The 25,411-nt window shown below is 74.3% G+C and carries 19 protein-coding genes and 1 tRNA gene; 9 read left to right on the top strand and 11 right to left on the bottom strand.

Going from position 1 to position 25,411, the window contains the following annotated elements; translation table 11 throughout:
• A partial coding sequence (locus RM540_RS07280) for a hypothetical protein (protein WP_311662894.1) occupies positions 1–1,651 on the top strand: 1,651 nt, incomplete at its 5' end.
• Between the two features lie 128 nt (positions 1,652–1,779).
• On the opposite strand, the gene RM540_RS07275 is transcribed toward RM540_RS07280, so the two are convergent.
• Positions 1,780–3,321, bottom strand: coding sequence for a hypothetical protein (locus RM540_RS07275; RefSeq protein WP_311662893.1), 1,542 nt, complete (start codon positions 3,319–3,321; stop codon positions 1,780–1,782).
• 236 nt (positions 3,322–3,557) lie between these two features.
• On the opposite strand from RM540_RS07275, the gene proS reads away from it, so the two are divergent.
• The 3 genes from proS to RM540_RS07260 all read left to right on the top strand — a co-directional run bounded on the left by proS (position 3,558) and on the right by RM540_RS07260 (position 8,801).
• A complete protein-coding gene (gene proS / locus RM540_RS07270; RefSeq protein WP_311662892.1) occupies positions 3,558–5,042 on the top strand; it encodes a proline--tRNA ligase in 1,485 nt (494 codons plus the stop codon).
• Positions 5,043–5,157: 115 nt separating this feature from the next.
• Entirely contained in the window at positions 5,158–5,892 is a 735-nt protein-coding gene (locus RM540_RS07265; protein WP_311662891.1) for a hypothetical protein, read from the top strand.
• 392 nt (positions 5,893–6,284) lie between these two features.
• Complete coding sequence (locus tag RM540_RS07260) at positions 6,285–8,801, top strand: TonB-dependent receptor domain-containing protein (protein WP_311662890.1); 2,517 nt, start codon at positions 6,285–6,287, stop codon at positions 8,799–8,801.
• Positions 8,802–8,869: 68 nt separating this feature from the next.
• On the opposite strand, the gene RM540_RS07255 is transcribed toward RM540_RS07260, so the two are convergent.
• On the bottom strand, positions 8,870–9,409 hold the full coding sequence (locus RM540_RS07255; protein ID WP_311662889.1) for a hypothetical protein: 540 nt from the start codon (positions 9,407–9,409) through the stop codon (positions 8,870–8,872).
• Positions 9,410–9,663: 254 nt separating this feature from the next.
• On the opposite strand from RM540_RS07255, the gene RM540_RS07250 reads away from it, so the two are divergent.
• Positions 9,664–10,584 carry an NAD-dependent protein deacetylase gene (locus RM540_RS07250; RefSeq protein ID WP_311662888.1) on the top strand — a complete coding sequence of 307 codons (921 nt, stop codon included), beginning with the start codon at positions 9,664–9,666 and terminating at the stop codon, positions 10,582–10,584.
• A 16-nt stretch (positions 10,585–10,600) separates the two neighbouring features.
• Here the strand turns inward: RM540_RS07250 and RM540_RS07245 are convergent, their stop codons facing one another.
• From RM540_RS07245 to RM540_RS07220, 6 genes are all read right to left on the bottom strand, one after another.
• Complete coding sequence (locus RM540_RS07245; RefSeq protein ID WP_311662887.1) at positions 10,601–11,023, bottom strand: hypothetical protein; 423 nt, start codon at positions 11,021–11,023, stop codon at positions 10,601–10,603.
• A 142-nt stretch (positions 11,024–11,165) separates the two neighbouring features.
• Positions 11,166–12,734, bottom strand: coding sequence for an HAD-IG family 5'-nucleotidase (locus RM540_RS07240; RefSeq protein ID WP_311662886.1), 1,569 nt, complete (start codon positions 12,732–12,734; stop codon positions 11,166–11,168).
• 547 nt (positions 12,735–13,281) lie between these two features.
• Entirely contained in the window at positions 13,282–13,740 is a 459-nt protein-coding gene (locus tag RM540_RS07235) for a DIP1984 family protein (protein WP_311662885.1), read from the bottom strand.
• 91 nt (positions 13,741–13,831) lie between these two features.
• Complete coding sequence (locus tag RM540_RS07230) at positions 13,832–14,500, bottom strand: endonuclease V (protein WP_311662884.1); 669 nt, start codon at positions 14,498–14,500, stop codon at positions 13,832–13,834.
• A 143-nt stretch (positions 14,501–14,643) separates the two neighbouring features.
• Positions 14,644–16,509, bottom strand: a complete 1,866-nt coding sequence (locus RM540_RS07225) for a mechanosensitive ion channel family protein (RefSeq protein ID WP_311662883.1) — start codon at positions 16,507–16,509, stop codon at positions 14,644–14,646.
• Between the two features lie 62 nt (positions 16,510–16,571).
• Complete coding sequence (locus tag RM540_RS07220; protein ID WP_311662882.1) at positions 16,572–16,991, bottom strand: hypothetical protein; 420 nt, start codon at positions 16,989–16,991, stop codon at positions 16,572–16,574.
• Between the two features lie 338 nt (positions 16,992–17,329).
• Between RM540_RS07220 and RM540_RS07215 the strand changes: the two genes are divergently transcribed.
• A tRNA-Val gene (locus RM540_RS07215) sits at positions 17,330–17,403 on the top strand.
• Positions 17,404–17,470: 67 nt separating this feature from the next.
• Here RM540_RS07215 and RM540_RS07210 read toward each other — a convergent pair.
• Positions 17,471–19,000 carry a helix-turn-helix domain-containing protein gene (locus tag RM540_RS07210; protein ID WP_311662881.1) on the bottom strand — a complete coding sequence of 510 codons (1,530 nt, stop codon included), beginning with the start codon at positions 18,998–19,000 and terminating at the stop codon, positions 17,471–17,473.
• Between the two features lie 188 nt (positions 19,001–19,188).
• Here RM540_RS07210 and RM540_RS07205 point away from each other — a divergent pair, with 188 nt between their 5' ends.
• From RM540_RS07205 to RM540_RS07195, 3 genes are all read left to right on the top strand, one after another.
• Positions 19,189–20,925: a malate synthase gene (locus RM540_RS07205; protein ID WP_311662880.1), complete on the top strand. Its 1,737-nt coding sequence runs from the start codon at positions 19,189–19,191 to the stop codon at positions 20,923–20,925.
• Positions 20,926–21,057: 132 nt separating this feature from the next.
• The gene (aceA, locus tag RM540_RS07200; protein WP_311662879.1) at positions 21,058–22,362 is read left to right on the top strand and encodes an isocitrate lyase; all 1,305 of its coding nucleotides are present in this window, start codon (positions 21,058–21,060) and stop codon (positions 22,360–22,362) included.
• Positions 22,363–22,590: 228 nt separating this feature from the next.
• Positions 22,591–23,760, top strand: coding sequence for a pyridoxal-phosphate-dependent aminotransferase family protein (locus tag RM540_RS07195; RefSeq protein ID WP_311662878.1), 1,170 nt, complete (start codon positions 22,591–22,593; stop codon positions 23,758–23,760).
• Positions 23,761–23,857: 97 nt separating this feature from the next.
• On the opposite strand, the gene ruvA is transcribed toward RM540_RS07195, so the two are convergent.
• Together ruvA and RM540_RS07185 are read right to left on the bottom strand one after the other, a co-directional pair.
• On the bottom strand, positions 23,858–24,460 hold the full coding sequence (ruvA, locus tag RM540_RS07190; protein ID WP_311662877.1) for a Holliday junction branch migration protein RuvA: 603 nt from the start codon (positions 24,458–24,460) through the stop codon (positions 23,858–23,860).
• A gap of 104 nt (positions 24,461–24,564) precedes the next feature.
• On the bottom strand, positions 24,565–25,377 hold the full coding sequence (locus tag RM540_RS07185; protein ID WP_311662876.1) for a hypothetical protein: 813 nt from the start codon (positions 25,375–25,377) through the stop codon (positions 24,565–24,567).
• Positions 25,378–25,411 lie beyond the last annotated feature (34 nt).

Below are 25,411 nucleotides of genomic sequence, written 5' to 3'. Positions count from 1 at the left end.
TCCCGCCCCGGCGCTAACCTCCCCGCCCCGCCCCGCCGATACCGTCGCCATGCCCACGACCCGCACCCCGGGGCGCCCGGTCCTCACGCTCGCCGCGGCCCAACTCCGGGCCGACCTCCGCCACGCCCGCTCGGGCAAGCGGAGCGCGGGACGCGTGGCGACGACCGTCATCGCCTACGGGTTCACGGGCCTCGTCCTCGCGCTGTCGCTGGGCAACGCCCCGGCGGCGCAGGCCCTGTTCGTGTCGGTCTCATTCGGCGTCGTGCTCGCCGCGTTCGGCGTCGTCGGGTCGTACGACGACCTCATGGGGCGGCCCAAAGAGAACGCCTGGCTGGCGACGCTGCCGGCGACCGAGCGCCAGCACTACGGGGCGCGGCTGGTCGGCGTGGGCGTGTACACGGGCCTGATGGTGACGGGCGTGGCCGTCCCGGTCGCCTTACGGGTGGCGCTCGCGCACGGGGGCGGGGCGGGGCTCGCCGTCGGCGCCGGCGTGGCGGCGGCGGTCGCATGGACGGCCGCGGCGGCGCTCGTAGTCCTGTGGAGCCTCACGCTCGCGCTGCCGCCCACGCCGCTCCGCTACGCGCTGACGGCGGCGCGGGCGCTGTTTATCGGCGTGCTCGTGCTCGGCTTCCAGCTCATCGGGACGACGGCCGAGGCCGTCGACGTGCCGTGGTGGCCGGGCGCGTGGCTCGCCGACGCCATCCTCGGCCGGTCGACGTGGGGGCTCGGCGTGCTCCTCGCCACAGTCGCCCTGTTCGCCGTCCTGTTCACGGCCGTCTTCCCGGACCGCTACTTCCGCCTCCTCCGGCGCCTCGCCGACGGCGCCCGCCGCGCCGAGCGGGCGGGGCGGGGTGGGCGCCGGCTGCTCCCGTTCGAGCGGGTCGCGGCCCGCCGCGGGCCGGTCCGCGCGGTGTATGGGTTCGCGCTCGCCGCCTTCGCCGACGACCGCATCGTGCGCGGGCGCCTGTGGCCGGCGGCCCTGCTCCCGCTCGCGTTCGTCGTGTTCGGGTGGCTGGGCGACGGGCTGGGGAGCCTGTTCGTCTACGGCACGGCCGGGCTCCTTACGGACCCGAACACGCAGCTCCACCTGTCGGTGATCGTCGTGCTCCTGTTCTGCGCGCAGTCGCTCGTGCAGACGCTCCAGTATTCGGACCACGCCGAGGCCGCGTGGCTGTTCGGGACGCTGCCCGAGGCGCGGCCTCGACTGGCGCAGATCGGGGCGCAGAAGGCGCTCATGGTTCGCGTCCTGCTCCCGCTCCACGTTGGGATTGCCGCGCTCCTCGTGCTCTCGATGCCGGTCGCCGACGCCGCCGTCCACGCGGCGTTCTGGTTCGCCGTCGTGGCCCTCGCCACGCGGCTCCAGGCCGTCCTGTACCGGACGCCGCCGTTCTCGCGCCGGAGCGACCACTTTGGGGCGGCGGCCCGGCTCGCCCCGCTCCTGGTGTCGGCCCCGGCGGGAGCGGCCGTCGCTTTTCTCCAGATGTGGGCGTTCGTGACGCCCGGCCGCGCGCTCGCCGTCACGGCTGGCCTCCTCGCGCTGGGGGCCGCCGTCGCCGAGACGGCGGTGCGGTGGCCGGCTCGCCGGACGCGCTCACCCCGCCCGCAGGCCCCCGCCCCCCCCCGCCCGCGGGCCGTCGAAGCCGTGGCGTAGGGGGCACACCACCCCGCCCAGAGCAATGTGCAAGGAGGTACGGGGTACTCGGTACGAGGTACACCTGCGTCGAGGTCAGATTAGACCGTACCTCGTACCCGGTACCCCGTACCCACCCGAAGGGTGCCCTATCCGTTGCCGCCGCGGCGCGACGAGCGCCGGCTGGACCCGCCCGTCGAGCGGCCGCCGCCCGAGGAGCGGGCTGGCCGCGACTCCTGGCGCCGAGGCGCCGGCGCCGGCCGCGACTCCCGCCGCGGGGGTGGGGCGGAACGCGTCTGGCGCCGCGGGGGCGGAGCAGGGCGCGTCTCGCGGCGCGGGGCGGGGCGCGTTTCACGGCGCGGGGGCGGGGCGGGGCGCGTCTCGCGGCGAGGAACGGGTCGGGCCTCCGGGCGAGGCCGCCTCTCGGGGCGCGGGGCCGCCTCGCGGACGCGCGCGTCCTCGCTGCGAGCGCGGCGCGGGACGCGGGGCGCCCGCTCCGGGCGCGCCCACTCGCGGTCGGGCGGGGCGGTCCGCGCCGGGGTCGCCCGCGTCGGGGCGGCGCGGCCGGGGAGCACTCGGCCTGTCGTCCCCGGCTCGCCGCGGCGTGGGGTTCGGGGCGCCGTGGCCCGGGGCGGCGTTCGGCGGCCGGGCGCGTCGGCGACGGGATCGGCCCCGCCCCGCCCGGCGCGCACCGGCGCCCGCGTGGCGTTCGGCGCCGGGTCTCCAGAGATACGGGCCGGGTTCAGGCCGCGCCGCACCGGCATCCGCGCGGGCACCCGCGCCGGGTTCGGCGTCGACTCGACGATGGGCGACGACGGCGTGCCCGGCATGCCGCGGACCGGGCTGCGCACGCCGTCGTCGGCGCCGCGGCGTTCGCGGTAGGTGTAGTAGTTGTGGTGACGGGGGCGGCCGTAGTAGCCCGGGCCGTAGTAGCCGGCCCCGGCGAAGTACGGGTTGTGGCCGTACCCGTAGCCGCCGTACCCAAACCCACCGAACCCGAACCCGACGGAGACGTGGACGCCCGGCCCGTAGAAGAAGGGGTCGTAGAAGAACGGGTCGTACACGCCGCCGTAGCTGAAGAACGGGTCGTAGGCGTAGTACGGCGAGTGCCCGAACGCCCCGTAGCGGCGGCCCCACGTGTTGTACCACCCGAAGCGGCGGTACGGGTTGTAGACCCGGTACGGCCGGTAGTAGGTGTAGAGCGAGGGGTAGTACGACGGGTCCCCGTAGCGGTAGTAGTCGGCGTAGTAGCCCCCGTAGTAGAAGTCGTCGTCGACGCCCAGGCCGCCGTCGGCGAGGTCGGCCTCGACGTCGTCGTAGTAGTAGGTGCCCGCGTCGTCGTAGTAGTAGCGCGTGACTGAGACGGCGCTGGGGTCGACCGCCCCGCCCTCGGCGTAGGCGTCGTCGGAGCCGTCGGCGCGGCCGTCGATGGCGTTCAGGCTGGGGAGCTCGCCGGCGTCGGGGAGCGCGACGGCGGCCGTGTCGCCGTACGGGTTCTGGGGCACGTCCATCGTCGCCGCGAGGCCGACGCGGGCCGGGCCGGCCTCAGCCGTATCGGGGACGACCGGGGCCGGCCCGCGGTCGCGCTCGACGAGGGCGGGGCGGGCCGAATAGCATCCGGCTAGGGCGGTGACGAGCGCGAGGGCGAGGGCGGGGCGGAGAGAGCGCCCCAGGAGCGGGATCTGCGACATGGGTTCGGAGGGCTCGGGTGCGGAGGCCGCGCGAAGAGGGGCGGGCGGGGCGGGGGCCGCGGGGCCGCCGGGTATATTCGCCGGCCCTACCGGGCCAGCCGCCGCCGCCCCGCCCGAGGTAACGCCGCGTGGCGGCGGGCGCGGGGCGGGGTGGCCCCTCATGGGTCACACATCCTGGTAACTCTACCGCCGCCGCCAAGTTGCGTCGGCGGCCCCACCCCGCCCCCGGGTCCGCTATGGCCGAGACGATCACGAAGCGCGCCGACGACTACGCCCAATGGTACCAGGACGTCATCCGGGCCGCGAAGCTGGCCGAGACGTCGCCCGTCCGCGGCTCGATGGTCCTGCCGCCGAACGGGTACGAGCTGTGGGAGAACATGCAGGGCGCGCTCGACCGCATGTTCAAGGCGACGGGCCACCGGAACGCCTACTTCCCGCTCTTCATCCCCAAAAGCTTCCTCGCCCGCGAGGCCGAGCACGTCGAGGGGTTCGCCAAGGAGTGCGCCGTCGTCACGCACTACCGGCTGAAAGAAGAGGACGGGGATCTCATCGTTGACCCCGACGCTGAACTCGACGAGCCGCTCGTGGTCCGGCCCACGTCGGAGACCATCATCTGGGACACGTACTCGCGCTGGATCCAGTCGTGGCGCGACCTCCCCGTCCTCATCAACCAGTGGGCCAACGTGGTCCGCTGGGAGATGCGGACGCGCCTGTTCCTCCGCACAGCCGAGTTCCTGTGGCAGGAGGGCCACACGGCGCACGCGACGGAGCAGGAGGCGGTCGACGAGACGCGCCAGATGCTCGACGTCTACGCCACGTTCGCCGAGGAGTGGATGGCGATGCCCGTCGTCCGCGGCGTCAAGACGGCGGCCGAGCGGTTCCCGGGCGCCGTCGACACGTACTGCATCGAGGCGCTGATGCAGGACGGGAAGGCGCTCCAGGCCGGAACGAGCCACTTTCTGGGGCAGAACTTCGCGCGCGCCTTCGACTGCACGTTCCAGAACCAGGACAACGAGGCCGAATACGTCTGGGCCACGTCGTGGGGCGTCTCGACGCGGCTCATCGGCGCGCTCATCATGACGCACGGCGACGACGCCGGCGTGATCATGCCGCCCAAGCTGGCCCCGGTCCAGGTCGCCATCGTCCCGATCACGCGCAAGAACGGCGACAACGAGGCCGTGCTCGACGCAGCCCGCGAGATGCGCGACGCGCTCCTCGCCGACGGCGTCCGCGTGGTCCTCGACGACCGGGACCAGTACCGGCCCGGGTGGAAGTTCGCGCAGTACGAGGTCGAGGGCGTGCCGGTGCGGCTGGCCGTCGGCCCGCGCGACGTCGAGAACGGGACGGCCGAGCTCGCGCGCCGCGACACGGGCGACAAGAGCCCGGTGCCCCAGCGCGGGATCGCCGGGGCCGTCCGCACGGCGCTCCATGAGGTCCAGCAGGCGCTCTACGACCGGGCCGCCGCGTTCCGCCGCGAGCACACGCACGTCGTCGACAGCTACGAGCGGTTCCAGGAGGTCATGGAGGCCGGCGGGTTCGCGCTCATGCACTGGGACGGCACGCCCGAGACCGAGGCCCGCGTCAAGGACGAGGCCAAGGCGACGATCCGCTGCGTCCCGTTCCCCGGCCAGTTCCCCGGCGTCGACACCGACGAGCCCGGGACGGACCCCGTGAGCGGGGCGCCCTCGGCCGGCCGCGTCGTCTACGCCCGCGCGTACTAGGAGACGGGTGACGAGTAAAGGGTGACGAGCCCAGTCCAACGTGCCCGAGTCGCCGAGTCTCTGGGGAACGCCCGCCCGTCCTCGCCCGCCGCTCCTCCACTCCCCCGCCCCGCTCGTGCCGCCCCGCCCGGACGACCGCCCCGCCCCGCCCCGCCCCGCCCGGACGCGTGGGCGGGGTGGCGCCCGCGACCGGGGGTACCGCGTGGCGAACGCGGTCTCGTACGTCCTCAACCCGCTCGTCTTCCCGCCCGTCGCCTTCGCCCTGCTCGACGCGCACTTCGGGGCCGGACCGGGCGAGGTTGCGTGGACGTTTGGCGTCTCGCTCGTCTTTTTCTGCCTCGTCCCGCTCCTCTACGTCGTCGGCATGGTCCGGCGGGGGCGGGCTGAGAGCCTCGAAGTCCGCGAGCGGGCGGCGCGGCTGGGGCCGCTCCTCGTCGGCGTCGCGTCGTACGCCGTCGGGGCGCTCCTGCTCGCGGCCACGGTCGAGGGGCCGGCGCTCCCCGTCATCGTCGCGTTCGCGGCGCTGTACCCGCTCAACACGGCGGCCCTCCTGCTCATCAACCTCCGGTGGAAGATCTCGATCCACATGACGAGCCTGGCCGGGTTCGTGGGCGTCCTCCTGTTCGCGGCGCTGACCGTCTGGCGCGACCTGCCGGGCGGGGTGGAGGCGGCGCTGACCGTCGCGACGGTCGGGCCGCTCGTGCTCCTGCTCCCGCTCCTGATGTGGGCGCGCGTCCGCGTCGGGGCGCACTCGGTGGGGCAGGTCGTGGCCGGGGCCGCGTTCGGGCTCGTGGTGCCTCAGCTCCAACTCTGGTGGATCGTCTACGAGTGGCTGGGCCTGGCGGGGTGAGGGCGGGGTGGCGCCGCTTCTCCGCTCTCACACGCGTTCCGCCGATTCGCCGTGCATCCCCACCGTCATCCCGGACCCGATCCGAGATCCAGGGCACGGGGCGCGGCGACCGGCCCTCCTGGATCCCCGCCTGCGCGGGGATGACGTGCCCGAAGACGCACGAGCGCCCTTCAGAGGCCGTACCGTCCGCCCTCTACCTGCACGTGCGCAGAGGGCACACCGCCGTCCCTCGCCCGCCCCGCCCCGCTCGGTATCTTCGGCGCGTCCCGCCCGGCCCGCCGCGGGAGGCCATCCCCCCCGCCGCCTATCCGCCTCGGTACCGTCCCTCGTTGCTCCTCCGCCCCGCTCGGCGGGTCCGCCCAGCGGCCGTCCTGCGGGAATCCGACGGTCCTATGCGCGTCGTCCTCGGGTGCCTCCTCGGCGCCGTCCTTCTGGCCTCCGCCCCCGGCGCCGCTGCCCAGGCGTGGGGCGAGATCGCCGGCCGCGTGACCGAGGCCACGACCGGCGACGGCGTGGCCGGCGCGACCGTCCTCATCACGGGCACGTCGTACGGCCGCAACGCCGGCGCCGACGGCCGCTACGCCTTCCGCATCCCCGAGGGGACGTACCCGGTCCAGGTCTCGTTCGTCGGCTACGCGACCGTCCGCGACACGGTCGTCGTGCGCCGCGGCGAGACGACGGCGTTCGACGCCGTCCTCGCCCAGACCGACCAGGCGCTCGGCGAGGTGGCCGTCGAGGCCGGCGCCGAGCGGGGCGTGGGCGTCAGCCGGATCGACCCGCGGACGGTCCGCGACCTGCCCACGCCGGTCACCGACGCCATCCGCAGCGTCAAGGTCGAGCTCGGGGTCACGTCGTCGAACGAGCTCTCGAACGCGTACTCGGTGCGGGGCGGGTCGTACGACGAGAACCAGATCTTTATCGACGGCTTCGAGGTCTACCGCCCGCTCCGCATCAGCCAGGGCGAGCAGGAGGGGCTGGGGCTCATCAACGGCGACCTCGCGAGCCGCCTCACGCTGTTTGCCGGGGGCTTCCCGGTCCGCTACGGGGGCAAGCTGGCCAGCGTGCTCGACGCGACCTACGCCCCGCCCGGGGGGCCGGTCACCGGGACGGCCTACTCGTCCACGCTCGACGCCGGCGCCGCCGTCCAGGGCGCCGTGGGGGGCGGGGTGGGCGTGGCGGTCGCGGCGCGGAGCGCGCGGCCCCAGCGCTTTTTCGCGGGCCAGGAGCTCGACGGCGCCTACGACCCCGACTACCGCGACGTCCAGGGCGTCGCCCAGGCGCGGCTGTCGGACGCCCACGCGCTCCGGCTCCTCGGGCTCTACGCCCGCCACCGCTTCCGGCTCGCCCCGCAGCAGCGCGAGACCACGTTCGGCATCTTCCCCAACCTCGTGCGCACGGTCGCCGTCGACTTCGAGGGGGTCGAGGAGGACGGCTACGGCATCGGGTTCGGCGGGGCGCTCCTCGCCAGCCGCTTGAGCGACGCGGTCGCCGCCGAGCACCGGCTCTCCGTGTTCTCGACCGACGAGTTCGAGACCTACGACATCTCGTCGCGCACGAGCATCTTCCGCCGCCAGCAGGCGCCGGACCGCCCGCAGGACGACCTCGACCGCATCATCGAGGGCCAGGCGACGCAGGCCGACGTGGCCGACAACGAGATCTCGCAGACGGTCTACACGGCCCAGGGCCGCTACCTCGCGCGGCTGGGGCGCCACGGGCTGGAGGCGGGGTGGCAGGCCCGCGCGCTCCGCTTCGGCGACGACATCAGCGAGCGGACGACGCTGACGGGCCGGGGGCGCGACGGCGGCACCGTCACGGCGACGAGCCGCGAGATCGTCGGCGGCGAGTCGCTCGCGAGCTGGCAAGGCGCGCTCTGGGTCGAGGACGCGCTCGCGCTCGGCCGCCTGACCGTCACGCCCGGCCTCCGCGCCGACTACTTCGGGTACAACGACGAGCTCACGCTCTCGCCCCGGCTCGGTCTCGTCTACGCGTCCGGCCCGCAGACGACGCTTTCGGCCTCGGCCGGCGTCTACCACCAGGCGCCGACGTACCGCGAGCTCCGCGGCGACCCCGCCCCGGCCGACACCGCGCTCCGCCCGCTCAACGGCGACATCACGAGCCCGCGGGCGGTGCAGGCGGTCGTTGGGCTGGAGCACTTTTTCACGTCGCGCCGCGTGGCGCTCCGCGCCGAGGCCTACGCCAAGCGGTTCTCGGACCTCATCTCGTACGACACCGAGAACGTCCGCGTCGTGTACTCGGCCGAGAACGACTCCGAGGGCTACGCCGTCGGCGCCGACGTCCAGCTCCGGGGCGAGCTCGTGCCGGGGCTGGAGAGCTGGGTCAACTACGGGTTCCTCGTCACGCGCGAGCGGTTCTACGCGCCCGACCTCGACGGCCTGAGCGCCGCCGAGGCCGAGCGGGCGGCGGCGCGGTTCGAGGCGCGGGGCGGCGGCGACTGGGTCCGCCGGCCGACCGACCGCCGCCACAACCTGTCCCTCTTCGTGCAGGACTACGTGCCCGGCGACGACACGTGGACGCTCCACATCCGCACGCTCCTCGGCTCGGGCGTCCCGGTCACGGCGCCGGCTCGTGACGAGGACCGCTCATCGGGGATCGCGGTCGAGTTCGACGGCGCCTCCATCTTTACCGACGGCCGCCGCAACGCCGTCAGCCTCCCCGCCTACTTCCGGTTCGACCTGGGCGCGACCAAGGAGCTCCGCCTGGGGACGGCGCCGACGGGCGCCCCGCTCCTGCTCCGGGCGACGGTCGAGGTGCTCAACGTGTTCGACCAGAAAAACACCGTCGCGTACTCGTGGGTCGAGCAGGTCGAGGAGGGGCGGCGCCAGTTCACGGCGGTCCCCACGCGGCTCACGCCGCGGACGCTCAACGTCCGCTTCCGGGTCGCGTTCTAGCGCCGCCCGCACGGGTCGGGGGCGGGGCGGCGCCCGACCGACCACCCCGCCCGCGGGCGGGGCGGGGGCTACGGCGTGACGCGCTCGAAGCGGACCGAGAGCTGGCCGCTGTTGCTCCGCTGGTCCTGGTAGCGCTCGGGGTCGAAGGCTTCGAGGTCCACGTTGGACTGCGAGAACGAGCCTTCGAGCGTGTTGGCCGGCTCGCCGGTGTAGCCCAGCGCGAACGACGGCGGGAGGAGGATGTCGGCAAGAAAGTCCTCGTCCTCGCGGCGGACGGCCTCCAGCGTCACGCGCTCGCGCGAGGCCCGCGGGCGGAGGTCGACGCGCGTGAGCCCGCCCTGGAGACGGCGGAAGGAGAGCAGCGCGTTTCCGTCGCTGTAGATGGTCAGCCGCGCGCTCCCGGGTTCGAGAACGTCGATGACGTTGGCCGTCGAGAGGTCGGTCGTGGTCGGGTCGAACGAGAGCTCAGCGAGCGAGTACGTGCCCTCGACGAGGTCGAGGTTGCCGCCGGGGTTGGTCGTGTCGCAGGCGGTGAGGGCCGCGAGGCCGACGAGGACGGCGAGCAGGGGGAGGCGCCCGCGTCGGGCGGGGCGGGGCGGAGTCGGCATGGGCGTGGGGGGACGAGGAGCCGGGGCCGCAACGTACGCGCCGGCGCCCGGTTTCGTACCGGGGCGCGCCGCGATGCCCTTTCGCCACGGGCGGGGCGGCGGCTCGGGAGGCCGCCCCGCCCGGTGGCGGCCGCGGAGACGAGGATGGGGAAGGCTCAGAGGAGACCGCGCTCGTGCCCCACCCCGCCCTCGTCCTCGCCGGGCCGTAGGGGCGGGGCAGGCACGGCCGGCCGCCCCGCCCCCGTTCCCGCGCGATGACTGCTGCCACCCCGCCCGCCGCCTCGCTCGACGCCCTGGCTCGCCTCCTCCACGGACGGCGGACGGCGGTCCTCGCCGGGGCCGGGATCTCGACCGAGTCCGGCATCCCGGACTACCGCGGGCCGACCACGCGCCACGTCGAGCGCCGGCCGGTCCAGTACGACGACTTCGTCCGCGACGCCGAGGCGCGGCGGCGCTACTGGGCGCGCGCCACGCGAGGCTGGGCGCGCGTGGCCGACGCGCGCCCCAACGACGGGCACCGAGCCCTCGCGCGCCTCGAAGCCGCCGGCGCCGTCTCCGGCGTCGTCACGCAGAACGTGGACGGGCTCCACCGGCGGGCTGGCTCGCGGCGCGTGGTCGAACTCCACGGCACGCTCGCCGACGTCGCGTGCCTCGCCTGCGGCCACCTCTGGCCGCGGGCCGACGTCCAGGCGCAGGCGGAGGCCCGCAACCCCGGCTGGCTCGACGCCGCGCTCCCGGGCGGGGCGGCGGCGCCCGACGGCGACGCCGAGCTGGAGGCCGCGGCCGTTGCCCGCTTCGAGCCACCGGCGTGCCCGTCGTGCGGCGGCGCGCTCAAGCCGGACGTGGTCTTTTTCGGCGAGAGCGTCCCCAAGCCGCGCGTGGCGACGGCCCGCGCGATCGTCTCCGACGCCGACGCGCTCCTCGTCGTCGGGTCCAGCCTGACCGTCTACAGCGGGTACCGCTTCGTGCGCCAGGCCGAGGCCGAGGGCACGCCGGTCGCCATCGTCACGCTGGGCCAGACGCGCGGGCACCGGCACGCCGCCGTGGCCCTCGACGCCCGCCTCGGCGACGTCCTCCCCGCCCTCGCCGACGCGCTGTGCGGGGGCGTGGCGGAGACCTCCCCGCCCGACACCGCCACCCCGCCCTCTGGGAACGGCGGGAACGGCGCCGGCTAGAGCGGGCGGGCCTCCCCTACTGCATCCGGTGCTCGTCGCCGTGCGCGAGGTGCACCAGGCCGACCGGCTCGTGCTGCCCGCGCGCCCACCCCGTCGCCTCGTTGCCGCCCCACCGGCGGCCCCGTGCGAAGTCGGCGTCGCCGGCGGCCTCCAGGTCCAGGGCCTGCCGGCGGAGCGCGTCGGCCGGGCGCCCGACGGCCTGGTCCAGCGTGAGGGCGAAGATGGCGAGGGCCATCCCGTCGAACGCCACGCCGTTCGCCTGGCACAGCGCGTCGACGGCGCCAAACAGGTAGCCCAGCCCGAACGGCGTCCCGAACGCGGCCTCGGGCGGGTCGACGGTCGGCCGGTCGGTCTCGGCCACGCGGCCGGCCTGGTCGCGGACGAAGCGGACGGCGCCGTCGAGGACGGCCTGCTGGCCGGAAGAGAGCGGGGTGGACATAGAGAGGCGTGGAGTCGTGGAGCGCCGCCCCGCCCTCAGGGCGCGGGCGGGGTGGAGTTGCTGGATGAGGAGGCTTCCCCGTAAAAGGCAGAGTTGAGTCAGCCACCCCGCCCGCCCCGCCCGAGGCGTGCGGGCGGGGCGGCTAGGCGGGCGCCTCGCCGGGGACGCCGTCGCCGGCCTCGCCGAAGGTGTCGAGGCCCATGTCGTCGGCCGCCTGCTCCAGCCCGGCCGCCTGCGGCGTCGCGTGGTCGTGGGCGAGCGTGCCGCGCGGGCTGCGGAGGTAGACGAACGGGGTGTAGTGGAGGAAGTTGGAGACGCGCGCCGTGTACACGTCGGCCGACGCCTCGATCTGGCGGGCCAAGTGGCTCTTGTCGTTGCCGGCCCACATGAGCGGCCCCCACCGCGGGTTCACGAGGCGGCTCGACGCGGCGGCGAGCGGGGCGATCTCGGCGTCGATCGCGAGCAGCCGCTCGCGCGTCTGGTCGATCCGGTCGGTCAGCCACTCTAGCGACCGGTCGGTCTGCGGGCCGTAGCCGCCCTCGTTCCGCTGGCGCTCCAGGCGGAGGGCCGAGAAGTAGGCTTCGAGCCGCTCCTTCTCGGTCATCAGCACCGTCAGCCGCTCCTGCTCGCCGCGCCACGCGTTGAACGCCTCGATCTCGTCCTCGAGCGGGCGGAGCACGAGCGCCGTCCGCCACCGGAGCACGCTCTTCGACGCCTTGACGTCGGCGAACACGTGGTCGCCGACGTAGAGGATCTCGGACCCGGCGAGGCCGAGGCTGGCCTCGACGAGCGACGCGTTGCCGCCGACGTAGGCGCGGCCCTCTTCGAGCAGGCCGGTCTGCGTGCGGAGCACGGCGCGCCCGGCGTCGTCCTCGCCGACGACCTCGAAGGCGGGCGCGGCTTCCGAAAAGAACGCCGGCTTGCGCGCGCCCACGATCGCCAGGTCGAACAGGTCGCGCCACGTCATGTCGCCCGGCAGGTGCGGGTCGAACGCGTAGGTCAAGAGCGGGGCGGCGTACTCCCACTCGGAGTTCGTGATGAGGAGCACCTTCTTGCCCGCCTCCTTCTGGTCGAGCAGCGCGAGCGGCACGTCGGGGTCGACGTCGACGAAGCGGTCGGGGTCGGCCAGGATCTCGGCCTTGAGGAGCCCTTCGAGGTGGGCCGCGTCGAGCGTCCGGCGGACCGTCTGGTAGAGGTCGTCGTAGCCCAGCCGCTCCGGCAGCTTCCCAGCGTCCAGGAGGTCGACGAGTTGGAGGTAGATCGACGCCTCGGAGATCGAGAACAGCGTGTTCATAAACCGCCACCGCGTGTCGTGGAGGTCGACGAGCGTCCGCCGGTACGCCTTTTTCTGGCTCTCGTAGTCCAGCGGCGTGCTCCCGTGGAACGCGCGCTTGACGTAGCCGAAGCGGTTGGCCTTGACCACGTTCCCCCGCTCCGTGTCGATGACGAGGCCCTGGACCACGAGGTCGGGGTCGAACACGAGGTCCTCGACGGGCCACCCCTGCGCCGCCAGCCCGTTCTTGATGTAGCTGTAGGCCCGCTCCTCCCACAGCGCCACATGGTAGTGGACGAGCGTGTAGTCCATGTCGTACCCGACGGCCTGGATCTTCCTCAGGTTGAGGGTCCGGTTGCAGAACAGGCCGCGCGGGTGCTCAAAGGCGTCGGGGACGCCGGCTCCGCCGTGTGTTCCAGTACCAACTGTCGCTTCCATGCGTCGGGGGTCGTCGCCGCCGTCGCACAGGTGAACTCTACGGGCGGGGTGGGAGTCGTTTGGGGGTCCGGTGACAAACGCCGTACCGGCGCCCTCAGTCCCCGCCGCCCCGCCCCGCCCCGCCGATTTGACGCAGAGGACACGGGGAGTGATGAACGTAGGAGCCGTCGCGCCACCCCGCCCCGGTCGCCACGCTATAGCGCCGTTGCATGCAACGGCGCTACGCCAACGGTCCCGCCCCGCCCGACCGCGCGCGGTCCGGGGCGGGGCGATCCGCTTGCGGCCTCCGCCGCTTTGCGCCCGCGCTTCGCCTGGAGCCGGAGCAACCCCTTACCCACCCTCACCGCCTGCGAGTCAGCGCGTGGTCGTGCACGGTGCGCGGTGCCCGGTGCACAGGTGACTGTGCGGGGCTGAACGGTGCTCGGGGTGACCCGATGCGCTGCCCATCGCGCGGTCCAGATTTTTAGTCTGGTGTGTGGCCGGCTACCCCCGGCCTGGGTTTGCGCTCGCCCTCGCGGATGGCGGCTACCATCGCTCCGGCCCGGCGTCACTCCATAAGGTCGTACTGCCAGTTGGTCTCCTGGACCCTCGCGTCGAGCTCGCGGAGCTCGCGCGACAGGTCGTCGGCCCGTTGCTGGACGGCCCGGACCTCGACGGTGCTCACGAACTTGACCTCGGACCGGAGGTACCGGTCCTGCGACACGCTCGCGGCGCGAGCGAGCTCGCGGTAGGTGTCCGCGCGGAGGCGGAGCACGTCGCGGCGGGCCAGCGCGTCGGTCAGGGTGAACCCGGGGGCGATCTCGACGGACAGGTTGGTCCGGTTGATCAGCCGGATCAGCCGTTCGAGCTCGGCGCTCGCCTCCTCGTACGCCTCGATCAGCCGGTCCGGGGCCTCCGACGGCTCGTCGCCCTGCTGGACGCGCGCGTTGCGCAGGAGCCGGCTCTTGAGCTGCTCGAGCCGCTTCTGGAGGTCGGACCGGAGGAGGAGGGCCTCTGCCAGCTTCATAGGGTGGGACCGGGTGCAGGAGGTGAAGGCACCCCGCCCGGCCAATGATACGCGGAGACCGCGGGCGGGGCGGCTCGGGCGGGGCGGGCCGCTACAGCTCGCCCTTGTAGCTCAGGCGGTGGGCGAGGTGCGTCGGCTGCGGGAGCTTGTACTTGACGGCCAGGCGCAGCGCGAGGCGGCCCGCGTCGCGGAGCTCCATGCGGTGGCCGACCGAGACGTAGACCGGCTTCACGCGCGCCCGCGTCCTGAGCGCGAGCCCGACCGTCTCGCCCTTGTGCACGAGCGGGGCGGCGGCGCCCTTGTCCTCGTCCAGCGGCTCGTGGCGGCCGACGAGGATCGTCTTGGCCACGCCCAGCGCCGGGGCGTTGAGGAGCACGCCGAGGTGGCACGCGAGCCCGAACCGCCGCGGGTGCGCCCGCCCCTGCGCGTCGAGCATGTAGACGTCGGGCGGCGCCTGGAGCTGCTCCAGGGCGGGGAGGATGGCCGGGACCTCGCGGAAGCTGAGCAGCCCGGGCACGTAGGGGAACGCCACCGGCCCCTCCCAGATGGCCTGGTCGACCACGCGGAGGTCGTCGCGGACGTCGAGGACCACGATGGCGGCCCGCACGCGGTCGCCGCGGACGCTCACGTCGAGGCCGGCGACGGTCCGCACGGCGTCGAAGTCGAGCGGCTCCTCGCGCACGAGCGGGGCGAGCTCGCGCTGGATCTGGACGGCCTCCTTTGGCGTGACGTCCCAGGGGTGGGCGTGGTGGAGAGTCATTCGAATGCGGAATGATGAATGCGGAATGGCGAATTAGAAAGGCTCCTCGGGTCAGGCCACCCCGCCCCGGGTAGAGCAACGAGGCCGGGGCGGCTCCCCTTCACCATTCCGCATTCGCCATTCCGCATTCGCCATTCCGCATTCTACGACCCGTCGCCGGCCGCCCCGCCCAGGAACGGGGGCGGCTTGACGTCGGGGAGCGGCGTGGGCTCAGGCGGGGCGGGCGCGTCGGCGCCGTCGGTCTCGGCGGCCGGCGGGGCGACGGCCACGCGGCCCTCGAGGTCGCGGAGCGCGGCATACTCGGGGACTGTCGACGGCCCCTCGCGCCAGGCCCCGTAGGTCGGGCTCAGGACCTCGACGCCGGCCTCGGCAAAGCGGTCCTGGACGTGCTGGTGGACGTCGCTGTAGATCCGGGCCATCCGCGTGACCTCGCGGGTGTAGGCGTTGAGCTGGTAGGCGACCGAAAAGTCGCCCAGGCCGGTCTGGAGCACGAACGGGGGCGGGGTGGCCTCGACGCCGGCCGTGTCGCGGGCGGCCTGGATCAGGAGCCGGTGGACCTGCGGCCACGGGACGTCGTACCCGATCGTGATCTCGGTGTGGAGGATGACCCCGCTCCCCTCACGGGCCATCACCGAGTAGTTGATGATGTGGTTCGAGAGGACGGTCGCGTTGGGGACCGAGACGTCCTCGTTTTTCGGCGTCCGAATGCGCGTCACGAGGAAGCTTTTCTCGACCACGTCGCCGAACGTGTCGCCCACCTTGACGCGGTCGCCGATGCGGAACGCCCGCGAGTACGTGAGCACGATGCCGGCGACCATGTTAGCGATCGCCGTCGACGACCCCAGCGAGAACAGGATGCCCAGGAACACCGTCAGCCCCTGGAACACGGGGCTGTTGACGATGGGCGTGTACGGGTAGATGAGCATGACGGCCAGGATCCCCAGGAGGAACCGGGCGATCTTCCGCGTGGGGTCGGCGAGCTCGGCGTGGAAGCCGCCCAGCTGCACCTCGCCCCGCTCGACGCGGATGAACAGGTAGTCCGAGAGCCGCATGAGCCACCGGACGACGACGAGGATGACCACGATCGCGATCACGTTGTCGACCGACGACAGGAGGACCGCGCCGAGGCGCTGGAGCGGGGCGAGCGCGACGTTGAGGAGGTTCTCGCTCCAGCTCCGGGTCCACGGGAAGAGCCCGAGCACGTAGGCCAGGAACGCGTAGACGATGACGGCCGAGACGGCCAGGCGGAGGAGCGCGCCGAGCCCGCGCCCGAACCTCGCCACCTGGTCGCGCCCGACGACTTCGAGCGTCCCGATGCGGACCGGGCGGAGGACCCGCCCGCGGACGGCCGCCGTCCGGCGGTCGATCCACCCGAAGAGCCACCCCAGCCCGCGGAGGACGAGGACGAGGACCACGAGGGCCACGACCGAGACGACGGCGTTCTGGACGACGCCGCGGATCGTGGCCTGCTCGCGGTAGGCCCGGACCCCGCTGATGATCTCCTGCCGGTACCCAACGGCGGCCTGCGCCCGGGGCACGCCGAGCGCCTGAGCGTCCTCGTTCGTCACCGTCATCACGGTCACGGGGCCGATCTGGACGAGCGAGAGGTCGTTGCCGTCGACGATGCGGAGGCCCTCCGGGTCGACGTCGCCGTTCGTGGCGAGCTCGGCGAGGCGGTCCGAGAGGGCGGCCGCCCGCTCCTCGGGCGAGAACGGCCCCAACCCGCCCCAGACCTCGAACAGCGTCCGCCCGAACAGGTCCACCCCGACCCCGTTCCCGAGCACGTCGGCGACGCGCGTGGTCGTGTCGGTGATCGCGGCGACGGCGATCGAGTCGATCTCAGCCCCGGTCCGCGCGACGAGGCCGGAGTCGGCGAGCGCGAGGGAGTCGGCGGCCAGCGAATCGACCGCCGCCGAGTCCGCCACGACGGCAGGGTCGGCCTGCTGCGCGAGCGCGGGGACGCCCGCGAGGGCAGCGAACAAAGCGACGGCGAGGGCGGGGCGGAGCATCGGGGCACCGGGGGGAAGCCCGGAACCTACGCTGCGCCATCTCCCGGCCACGGCGCCGGCGTTTACCCGTACCGGATCAAGCCGACCGGCACGCTCCCGTCCAGCTCGACGCCGGCGCGGCGGACGACGTCGGCGTCCACCGAGAGCCCTGACCACACGTTGTCGACGCCGTCGCACGAGAGCGAGAGCATAAACCGCTGGGCCGCGGTCAGGCACCGCTCGTGGAGGTGGGTCTGGTGCTCGGCCTCGGCCGCCGAGCGGCACGTCACCAGGATCCACCGCCCCGCCCCGCCCGCGGCGGCGGGGCGGGGCGGGGCGAGGCGGCGGGCGGCCTCGGGGTCGAGCCGCCGGAACGCGCACGGCGAGACGGCGAACGCTCCCGAGACGCCGTGGGCGTCTTCGAGCGCCCGCCGCACAGAGGCCTCCACGCCGTCTGCGGACGGCGCGGGCTGGGACGGAACGTGGGCACTGAGGGCGGTCATAGCGGTCGGGGGGACGCCGGGCTGAACCCAAACGGCGTGCCATCGCCTGCCCGCCCCGCCCGTTGAGCGGGGCCGCACGGGCGGGGCGGGCGGTATCGGACGGACCTTTGTCACGCGTCCGCCCCCGCCCCGCCCGCGGGAGCACGTCCCCAGCGAGGGGTAGGGCGGGGCGGGGCGGGGCGGAATCGTAACTCGACAGGGCAGGGCGGCGGGCCGGGTCATACCGGCGGGCGGGGCGGCACCTTCACCAACCCTCCCCGGCGCGTCCCTTGTCGGCCTCCGGGGCGCCGCCGTATGTTGGGCGGCCTCGGCGGTGGGCGTGTGCGCCCGCCCCGCCCGGGCTCTTAGCTCAGTTGGTTAGAGCGCGTCGTTGACATCGACGAGGTCACTGGTTCGAATCCAGTAGAGCCCACCGCCCCGCCCTGCACATGCCTGTGCGGGGCGGTTTGCGTTGGCGCCACCGAAGAGGCCACCCCGCCCTACAGCGCCGCGAGCGCCGCGCGCCGCCCCGCCTCCGCCTCCGCCTCGCGGAGCGCCGTGGGCGGGGCGGCCCGCACGCGGCAGTCCGCGATGGGGCACCGCTCGCACGTCAGGCTGACGTCGAGGCGCGGGAGCGCGGGGTCGTCCCAGAACCGGACGGCCCGTTTGGTGGCGCGCGTGAGGCGGAGGCCCAGCGAGACGGCCGAGTTCACGCCCGGCCGGAGCGAGAGCGGCCGGGCGACCGCCAGCACGAAAAAGTCGGCCGGCTCGGCGTCGCCGGCCGTGCCCGCCACGAAGTGCTGGCGCTGCGCCACGACGGCCGGCCCGTCGTCGGTCCCGCCCCGCCCGGCCGCCGTCCGCTGGCGGGCGTCGAGGGCGGCGAGCGCCTGGAGCGCCGGCCACCGTCGGCAGTAGTGCTCGCCCGCAGAGACCCCGTGCGGCACCGGCACGCGGCTAAGGTTGAACGTCTTCGTCAGCTCGACCCGGTCGGTCGTCGTCTCGTGGTGGAAGCGGAGGAAGTACAGCTCGTCGATCCCCAACGCCTCGGGCACGCGCTGCGTGAGCCGGTGGAACAGCATCTCCGGCGTCGAGCGGTAGCGGTCGAGGAGGGCCAGGAAGGCGGCCGGGTCCCACCGCTCGGCGTCGGCCTGAGCTAAGAGGACGGCGTCGATCTCGGCGGCCGGCAGCAGGAGCGCGCCCGCCAGGTACGACGCCTCGAAGTTGGCGAGCACCTGCCCGAACCGCTCCGCCCGGACCCACGGCGACGCCAACGGCCGGTCGTCGGGCGCCAGCTCGAGGAACGCGAGCTCGCGGGCGTAGAGGAACGCGAGCTGCTCGTCGCGGAGCGCGCCGTTGACGTGGAGGACCGCCCCGCCCGCGGCCTGCGCCCCGCCCGCGGGTCCCGCCCCGCCCTGCGAGAGGACGCTGCGGAACGCGCCCAGCTCGGGGTGCCCCGGCAGCGTGTCCGTCTCGACGCGGTAGCCGTGCTCGCGCTCCAAGACGCCGCGGAGCCGCGCCGCGTCCGGGACGCCCTCGATCCCCAGCCGCTCGCGGAGCCGCTCGGCCGCCGCCTCCAGGTCGGGGAAGCGGTTGGCGTGCATCTGCTGGTACGCCCGGAGCGCGGCCAGGAGGAGGTCCTCGACGCGCGCGTCGTAGGCCCGCGTCACGTCGCCGACGGCCTGCACGAGCGCGCCGGCCTTGTCCGGCGACAAGAGGCGGACGACGGACTCGGCGTCGACCCCGAACAGGTCGAACGGGAAGCCGCGGAGCAGCGGGCTCTCGATCACCTCCTTCACCGCCCCTAGCCCCTTGTCCACGCGCAGCGAGACGAGGTCGTCGTAGGGCACGCCGAGGGCGACCGAGAGGTCGACGATCTTGTCCGGCTTCGGGTACTTCTTGCCCTGCTCGATCTCGGACAGGTAGCTGACGGAGAGGCCGGCCTTCTGGGCGAGCGCCTTCAGCCCGAGCCCCCGCTCCTGGCGGAGCGCGCGGAGCTTGACGCCGAGGATGAGGCGGAGGCGATCGGGCATGAGACGAACAGGGCGGGCGGGGTGGGCGACGCGTCGGAAGCGTGGGAAGCGCTTCCATCTTTCGCTGAGAGCGGAAGGGCAAACCGAAGATCGCTTATTTCGGAGTCCTGAAGCATGTCAGCGAAATTACGCTGGCAAGAGCTGAGCTTGCCTCGTACCCTAGCGAAAGTTCGCTGCACGACTCTCCCATGCCCTACCCCGCCCGCTTCCGCCCCGCCCCCACGGCCGTCGACGGCGTCGCCCTCCACGCGGCGGCCGACACCGCCGCCGCCCGCCGCGTGCTCACGCCCGACGCGCTCGCGCTCGTCGCCCGGCTCCACCGCACGCTCCACGCCGACCGCACGGCGCTGCTCGCCGACCGTGCCGAGCGGCAGGCCGAGTGGAACGCTGGCACGCTCCCCGAGCGCGTCGAGCACCCGGCCGCCGCCGGCCGCTGGTGCGTCGCCCGGCTCCCGGCCGACATGCGGCGGCGGCGCGTCGAGATCACCGGCCCGGTGAGCGACGCCCGCATGGTCATCAACATGCTCTCGCGCGGGGCCGACGGCGAGCGCGCCGACGCGGCCATGCTCGACTTCGAGGACAGCCTCAAGCCGTCGTGGGCCAACGTCGTGGCCGGCGTCGAGAACATGATCGGCGCCGCCCGCGGCGAGCTCACCGCGACCAAGACCGACGCGAGCGGGGCGGTCGTGAAGACGTACGCGCTCGACCCGGACGACATGCCGCTGCTCATGGCCCGCGTGCGCGGGCTCCACCTGGACGAGGCCAACGTCCGCGTCGACGGCGAGCCCGTGGCGGCCGGGCTCCTCGACTTCGCCCTCGTCGCGATCCACACCGCGCGCGCGCTCGTCGCCCGCGGCAAGACGCCGGCGTACTACGTCCCCAAGGTCGAGCACTACCGCGAGGCCCGCTGGTGGAGCCGCCTGTTCGCGCTCGTCGAGGACGAGCTCGGGTTGGACCGGAGCACGATCCGCGCCACGTTCCTCATCGAGACGCTCCCGGCCGCGCTCCAGATGGAGGCCGTGCTCTACGAGCTCCGCGACCACGCCGCCGGCCTCAACGGCGGCCGCTGGGACAAGATCTTCTCCGACATCAAGTGCCTGCGCGAGCACCCCGACCGCGTCCTGGGCGACCGGGCGGACATCGGCATGAACCGGCCCTGGATGCGCGACTACGCCCGCGAGCTCATCCGCGTGTGCCACCGCCACGGCGCCCTCGCGATGGGCGGGATGGCCGCCTTTACGCCGGGCCGCGACGACGCCACGCGCGAGGCGCAGACGGCGAAGGTCGTCGCCGACAAGGAGTTCGAGGCGTCGATCGGCCACGACGGCTGCTGGGTCTCGCACCCCTACTTCATCGGCCCGGCCATGCGCCCGTTCCTGGACGCGCTGGGCGGGGCGGACAACCAGCTCGGCGTGCTCCCCGAGGACCTCCCCGCCCGACCCGACCTCATGCCGCAGGGCGGCGGCCCGTACACGATGGACGGCCTCAGGACGAACGTCCGCGTCGGCATCGCCTACCTCAAGGGCTGGAACGAGGACGTGGGCTGCGTGGCTTGGGACGACTTGATGGAGGACCTCGCGACGCTCGAGATCAGCCGCGCCCAGGTGTGGCAGTGGCGCCGCCACGGCGTGACGCTGGCGTCGGGCGAGGCGGTGACGGACGACCTCGTCCGCCGCGTCTTCCGCGAGGAGAAGGAGGCCATCCTCCTCGCCCTCTGCGACGCCCACGGCGACGACGCCGACGCGCTCGGCCGCGAGCTCGCGCGCTACGCCCGCGCCGCCGACGACGCCCGCGCGGTCTTCCTGGAGCCCGAGATGCGCCCGTTCCTGACGACGACGTCCGACCTCGCCGCGGCCGCCCCGCCCGCCGGCGGCGACGGCGCCGCCGTCGAGGCCGTCCCCGCGACCGCCGACGCGGCGGCCTGACCACCCCGCCCCGCCCACACGACGCGGGCGGGGCGGTGTGCGCCCCGACGCCGACGCCCGCACGGACCGCCCCGCCCGACCCGACGCAAAAACCTTGAACCGCACAACCTCGAACCCCCGAACCCCAGACCCATGGAACTGAACGCTGCCCGCCTCCTCACCGCCCGCGACATCGAAACCGACTGGGCCGAGAACCCCCGCTGGGACGGCGTCGAGCGCCCGTACTCGGCCGAGGACGTGCTCGCGCTCCGCGGCTCGGTCCACGTCGAGCACACGCTCGCGCGGCTGGGCGCCGAGCGGCTGTGGTCGCTCATGCAGGACCGCGACTACGTCCACGCGCTGGGCGCCATGACGGGCGGGCAGGCCGTGCAGCAGGTGAAGGCCGGGCTGGAGGCCGTCTACCTCAGCGGCTGGCAGGTGGCCGCCGACGCCAACCTCGCCGGCGACGTCTACCCCGACCAGAGCCTATACCCGGCCAACTCGGTCCCGACCGTCGTCGAGCGGATCAACAACGCGCTCCTCCGGGCCGACCAGATCGCGTGGAGCGAGCGGGCCGCGGGCGGGGCGGACGAGACGCACTACCTCGCGCCCATCGTGGCCGACGCCGAGGCCGGCTTCGGCGGGGCGCTCAACGCGCACGAGCTGATGAAGGCGCTCGTCGCGGCCGGCGCGGCGGGCGTCCACTTCGAGGACCAGCTGGCGTCGGAGAAAAAGTGCGGGCACCTGGGCGGCAAGGTCCTCGTACCGACCGGCGAGTTCGTGACCAAGCTCGTCGCCGCTCGGCTCGCGGCCGACGTCGCCGGCGTCCCCACGGTTCTCATCGCGCGGACCGACGCCGACAGCGCCACGCTGCTCACGTCGGACGTCGACGAGCGCGACCGCCCGTTTATCCGCACCGACGCCGAGCGGACGACCGAGGGGTTCTACCCGGTCACGAGCGGGATCGAGGCCTCGATCGCCCGCGGCCTCGCCTACGCCCCCTACGCCGACCTCCTGTGGATGGAGACGGGCCACCCCGACCTGGACGAGGCCCGCGCGTTCGCCGAAGCCATCCACGCCCAGTTCCCGGGCAAGAAGCTGGCCTACAACTGCTCGCCCTCGTTCAACTGGGAGGCCCACCTCGACCGCGACACGATCGCCCGCTTCCAGCGCGAGTTGGGCGCGATGGGCTACGCCTTCCAGTTCGTGACGCTCGCCGGCTTCCACGCCCTCAACCACTCCATGTTCGACCTCGCCCACGGCTACGCCCGCGAGGGCATGGCCGCCTACAGCCGGCTCCAGCAGGCCGAGTTCGGTGACGAGGGCCGCGGCTACACGGCCACCAAGCACCAGCGCGAGGTGGGCACGGGCTACTTCGACCGCGTCCGCGACGTGGTCACGGGCGGGGCTGCCTCGACGGGCGCCATGCAGCACTCGACCGAGGCGGAGCAGTTCTAGGGGGAGGGATGGGGGATGCGGGACGGAGGGATGGGCAGAGGGAGCCCACGCCTCTCCTCATCCCGCACGTCCCCCTCTCTTCCACCCCGCCCCGCCCACGTCGCCAACCGCCCCGCCCTCTCCCGACGCTCGCGCGCACGGGGCGGGGCGGGGTGGCCGCGCGTGGAACCGCCCCGCTCTCGCGCGTCGCACCTGTACCCTATACCTCGCACCCCGTACCTGACCCCCATGCCCGAATCGTTCGCCCCCCCCGCCCGCACGCTGATGGGACCCGGCCCGTCGCCGGTCTCGCCCGACGTGCTCGCCGCCCTCGCCCGGCCCACGATCGGCCACCTCGACCCGGCGTTCGTGGACCTCATGGACGAGACGAAAGGGCTGCTCCAAGAGACGTTCCTGACCCAGAACCGGCTCACGATGCCCGTCTCCGGCCCGGGCACGGCCGGCATGGAGGCGTGCGTCGACAACCTCGTCGAGCCCGGGACGACGGTCGTGGTGTGCCGGAACGGCGTGTTCGGCGACCGGCTCCGCCAGATGGTCGAGCGGGCGGGCGGGGTGGCCGTCGTGGTCGACGCCGAGTGGGGCCGGGCCGTCCCGCCCGAGACGCTCGCCGACGCGCTGGTAGAACACCCCGAGGCCGAGGTCGTCGCGTTCGTCCACGCCGAGACCTCGACCGGCGCGCTGTCGGACGCCGAGACGCTGGCCCGGATCGCCCGCGACCACGGCTGCCTCGTCGTCGCCGACACCGTCACGAGCCTGGGCGGCGTGCCGGTCCGCGTGGACGACTGGGGGCTCGACGCCGTGTACAGCGGCACGCAAAAGTGCCTCGCCGCCCCGCCCGGGCTCTCGCCCGTCACGTTCTCGGACCGAGCCCTCGAGCGCATGGACGCGCGCGAGACGCCGGTGCAGTCGTGGTTCCTGGACGTCTCGCTCGTCGCCCGCTACTGGAACGCGGACGGGGCGAAGCGGGCGTACCACCACACGGCGCCCGTCAACATGATCTACGCGCTGCACGAGGCGCTCCGGCGGCTCCAGGGCGAGGGGCTGGAGGCGGCGTGGGCGCGGCACCGCCGGATGCACCGGGCGCTCGCGGCCGGGCTCGACGCGCTGGGCCTCGCGTTCGTCGTGCCCGAGGCCGAGCGGCTCCCCCAGCTCAACGCCGTCTGGATCCCCGACGGCGTCGACGACGCCGCCACGCGGCGCCGGCTCCTCGACGAGCACGGCCTCGAAATCGGCGGCGGCCTGGGTGACCTCGCCGGCCGCGCCTGGCGGATCGGGCTGATGGGCGAGGGCGCCCGCCCCGGCCCAGTCCTCGCGTGCCTCGGCGCGCTCGAAGCCGTCCTCGACCGCTCGGGCGGGGTGGAAGCGGCGGAGCCCCTCCTGGACGCGGTCGCGGCGTAGGGCGGGGCGGCGGGTGGGGCGGTCGTACGCAGAGCGGTTCTTCTCCTCCCGTCCTCTTCTCCTCCCCGCCCCGGCGCCCCGCCCGGCCGCCCCGCCCTCAGCTCTCGCGCAGCGCGAGGCGGATGAGGTCCTCGGCCGAGGGCGATTCCGGGTTCGCGCGGAGCACCTTGCGGAGCCGGCGCTCGGCCTCGGCGCGCCCCAGCCCGAGCGCCTCCAGGCCCGCGCGGGCGTCGGCGCGGGCCTGCGTGGCGGCCGAGTCGCCGCTGCCCAGCGCGCCGGCCGGCTCGAGCCCGTCGAGGTCGGCGAACTTGTCTTTGAGCTCGACGATGAGCTTTTCGGCCTTCCGCTTCCCCACGCCCGGGACGCGCGTGAGCATGGCCACGTCGCCCGAGACGACCGTGCTCTGGAGCTCGGCCGGGCTCATCGCGCTGAGCGCCGCGAGCGCCAGCTTGGGGCCGACGCCGCTCACGGCCGTCAGCGTCTCGAACGCCGTCCGCTCGCCGTCGGTCGCGAACCCGTAGAGCGTCTGCGCGTCCTCGCGGACGACGAACGTGGTCAGCAGCTTGGCCGGCTTCCCGACCGCCGGGAGCTTGTCGAACGACGAGGCCGGGATCAGGAGCCGGTAGCCGATGCCGCCGGCGTCGATGACGGCCTCGGTCGGCCTTTTTTCGGCGAGGGTGCCGGAAACGTATGCGTACACGGGCGGGGCGGTCCTGGAGGCGAAAACCTAACGGGCAGACTCAGAGGGAGAACCCGCCGGGCGGGGCGGTCGGGAAGCTACCGAGCGGCGGTGTCAGCGCGCCGTCACCCGTCCCGTTCGTTCGCCCCGCCCGCGCGGACCCAGTCGAGCAGGCGCCGCGCCTCGGGCGCCCGGTAGCCGCCGTCGCGGACGAGCGCGCCGAGCGTCCGCGCGGCGTCGGCGTCGCGGCCCAGGTGGAGGAGGACGCGTCCACGCGCGAGGCCGGCCTCCTGCGCGACCGCTGAGCCCGCCGGCGCCTCGGCCACGAGTCCGCCGAGGTCGGCCGCCGCTGTCGCCAGCGCGTCCGCGTCGTAGCGGGCGGGGCGGCTCGGCGCTCCACGCCGCGCGTCCGCCACGCGGCTCAGGGCGTGGTCCAGCCGCGCGGCCAGCGGCTCCACCCCGCCCCGGGCGGTCGGATCCACGTCCGCCAGCGCCCCGACGTCCGCGACGCGCGCGCGCTCCGGCGCCGTGGCGGCGGACTGAGCGGCCACCCCGCCCCACAGCGCCAGGAGGACCACGACCGCGGCGGCGCCTCCCCGCCCCGCTCGGCCGCCGCCCTTGCCGTTCGGCGTCGGGCGGGGCGGCAGATCGGGCAGGGGCTGGCCGGTCAGCCGCTCGAACTTCTGCACCGGGTCCTCGGCCTCGGCGAGCAGCGCACGGAGGCGAGCGGCCGCCGCGTCGTCCGGGCGCTGCCCGTCGCCGCCGGCCGGGGGCGGGGCGGGGCGGGGCGCGGCGGCGTCGAGGAGGGCGGCAAACTCCTGGGCCGCGGCCAGAGCCGCCGCCCACTCGGGCGCCGCGGCCACGCGCGCCTCCACGTCCGCCCGCTCCTCAGGCGAGAGGGCGGGGTAGTCGTCGATCAGGGGGCCGAGGTCGTCCACAAGAGCGGGGCGGGTCGGGCGGTAGACGCGGCCC

The sequence above is a fragment of the Rubrivirga litoralis genome (genome assembly GCF_031846415.1).
Lineage (GTDB): Bacteria > Bacteroidota > Rhodothermia > Rhodothermales > Rubricoccaceae > Rubrivirga > Rubrivirga litoralis.
The sequence above is the reverse complement of the archived record's forward strand: the minus strand, read 5'-3'. Positions and strand labels throughout refer to the sequence as shown.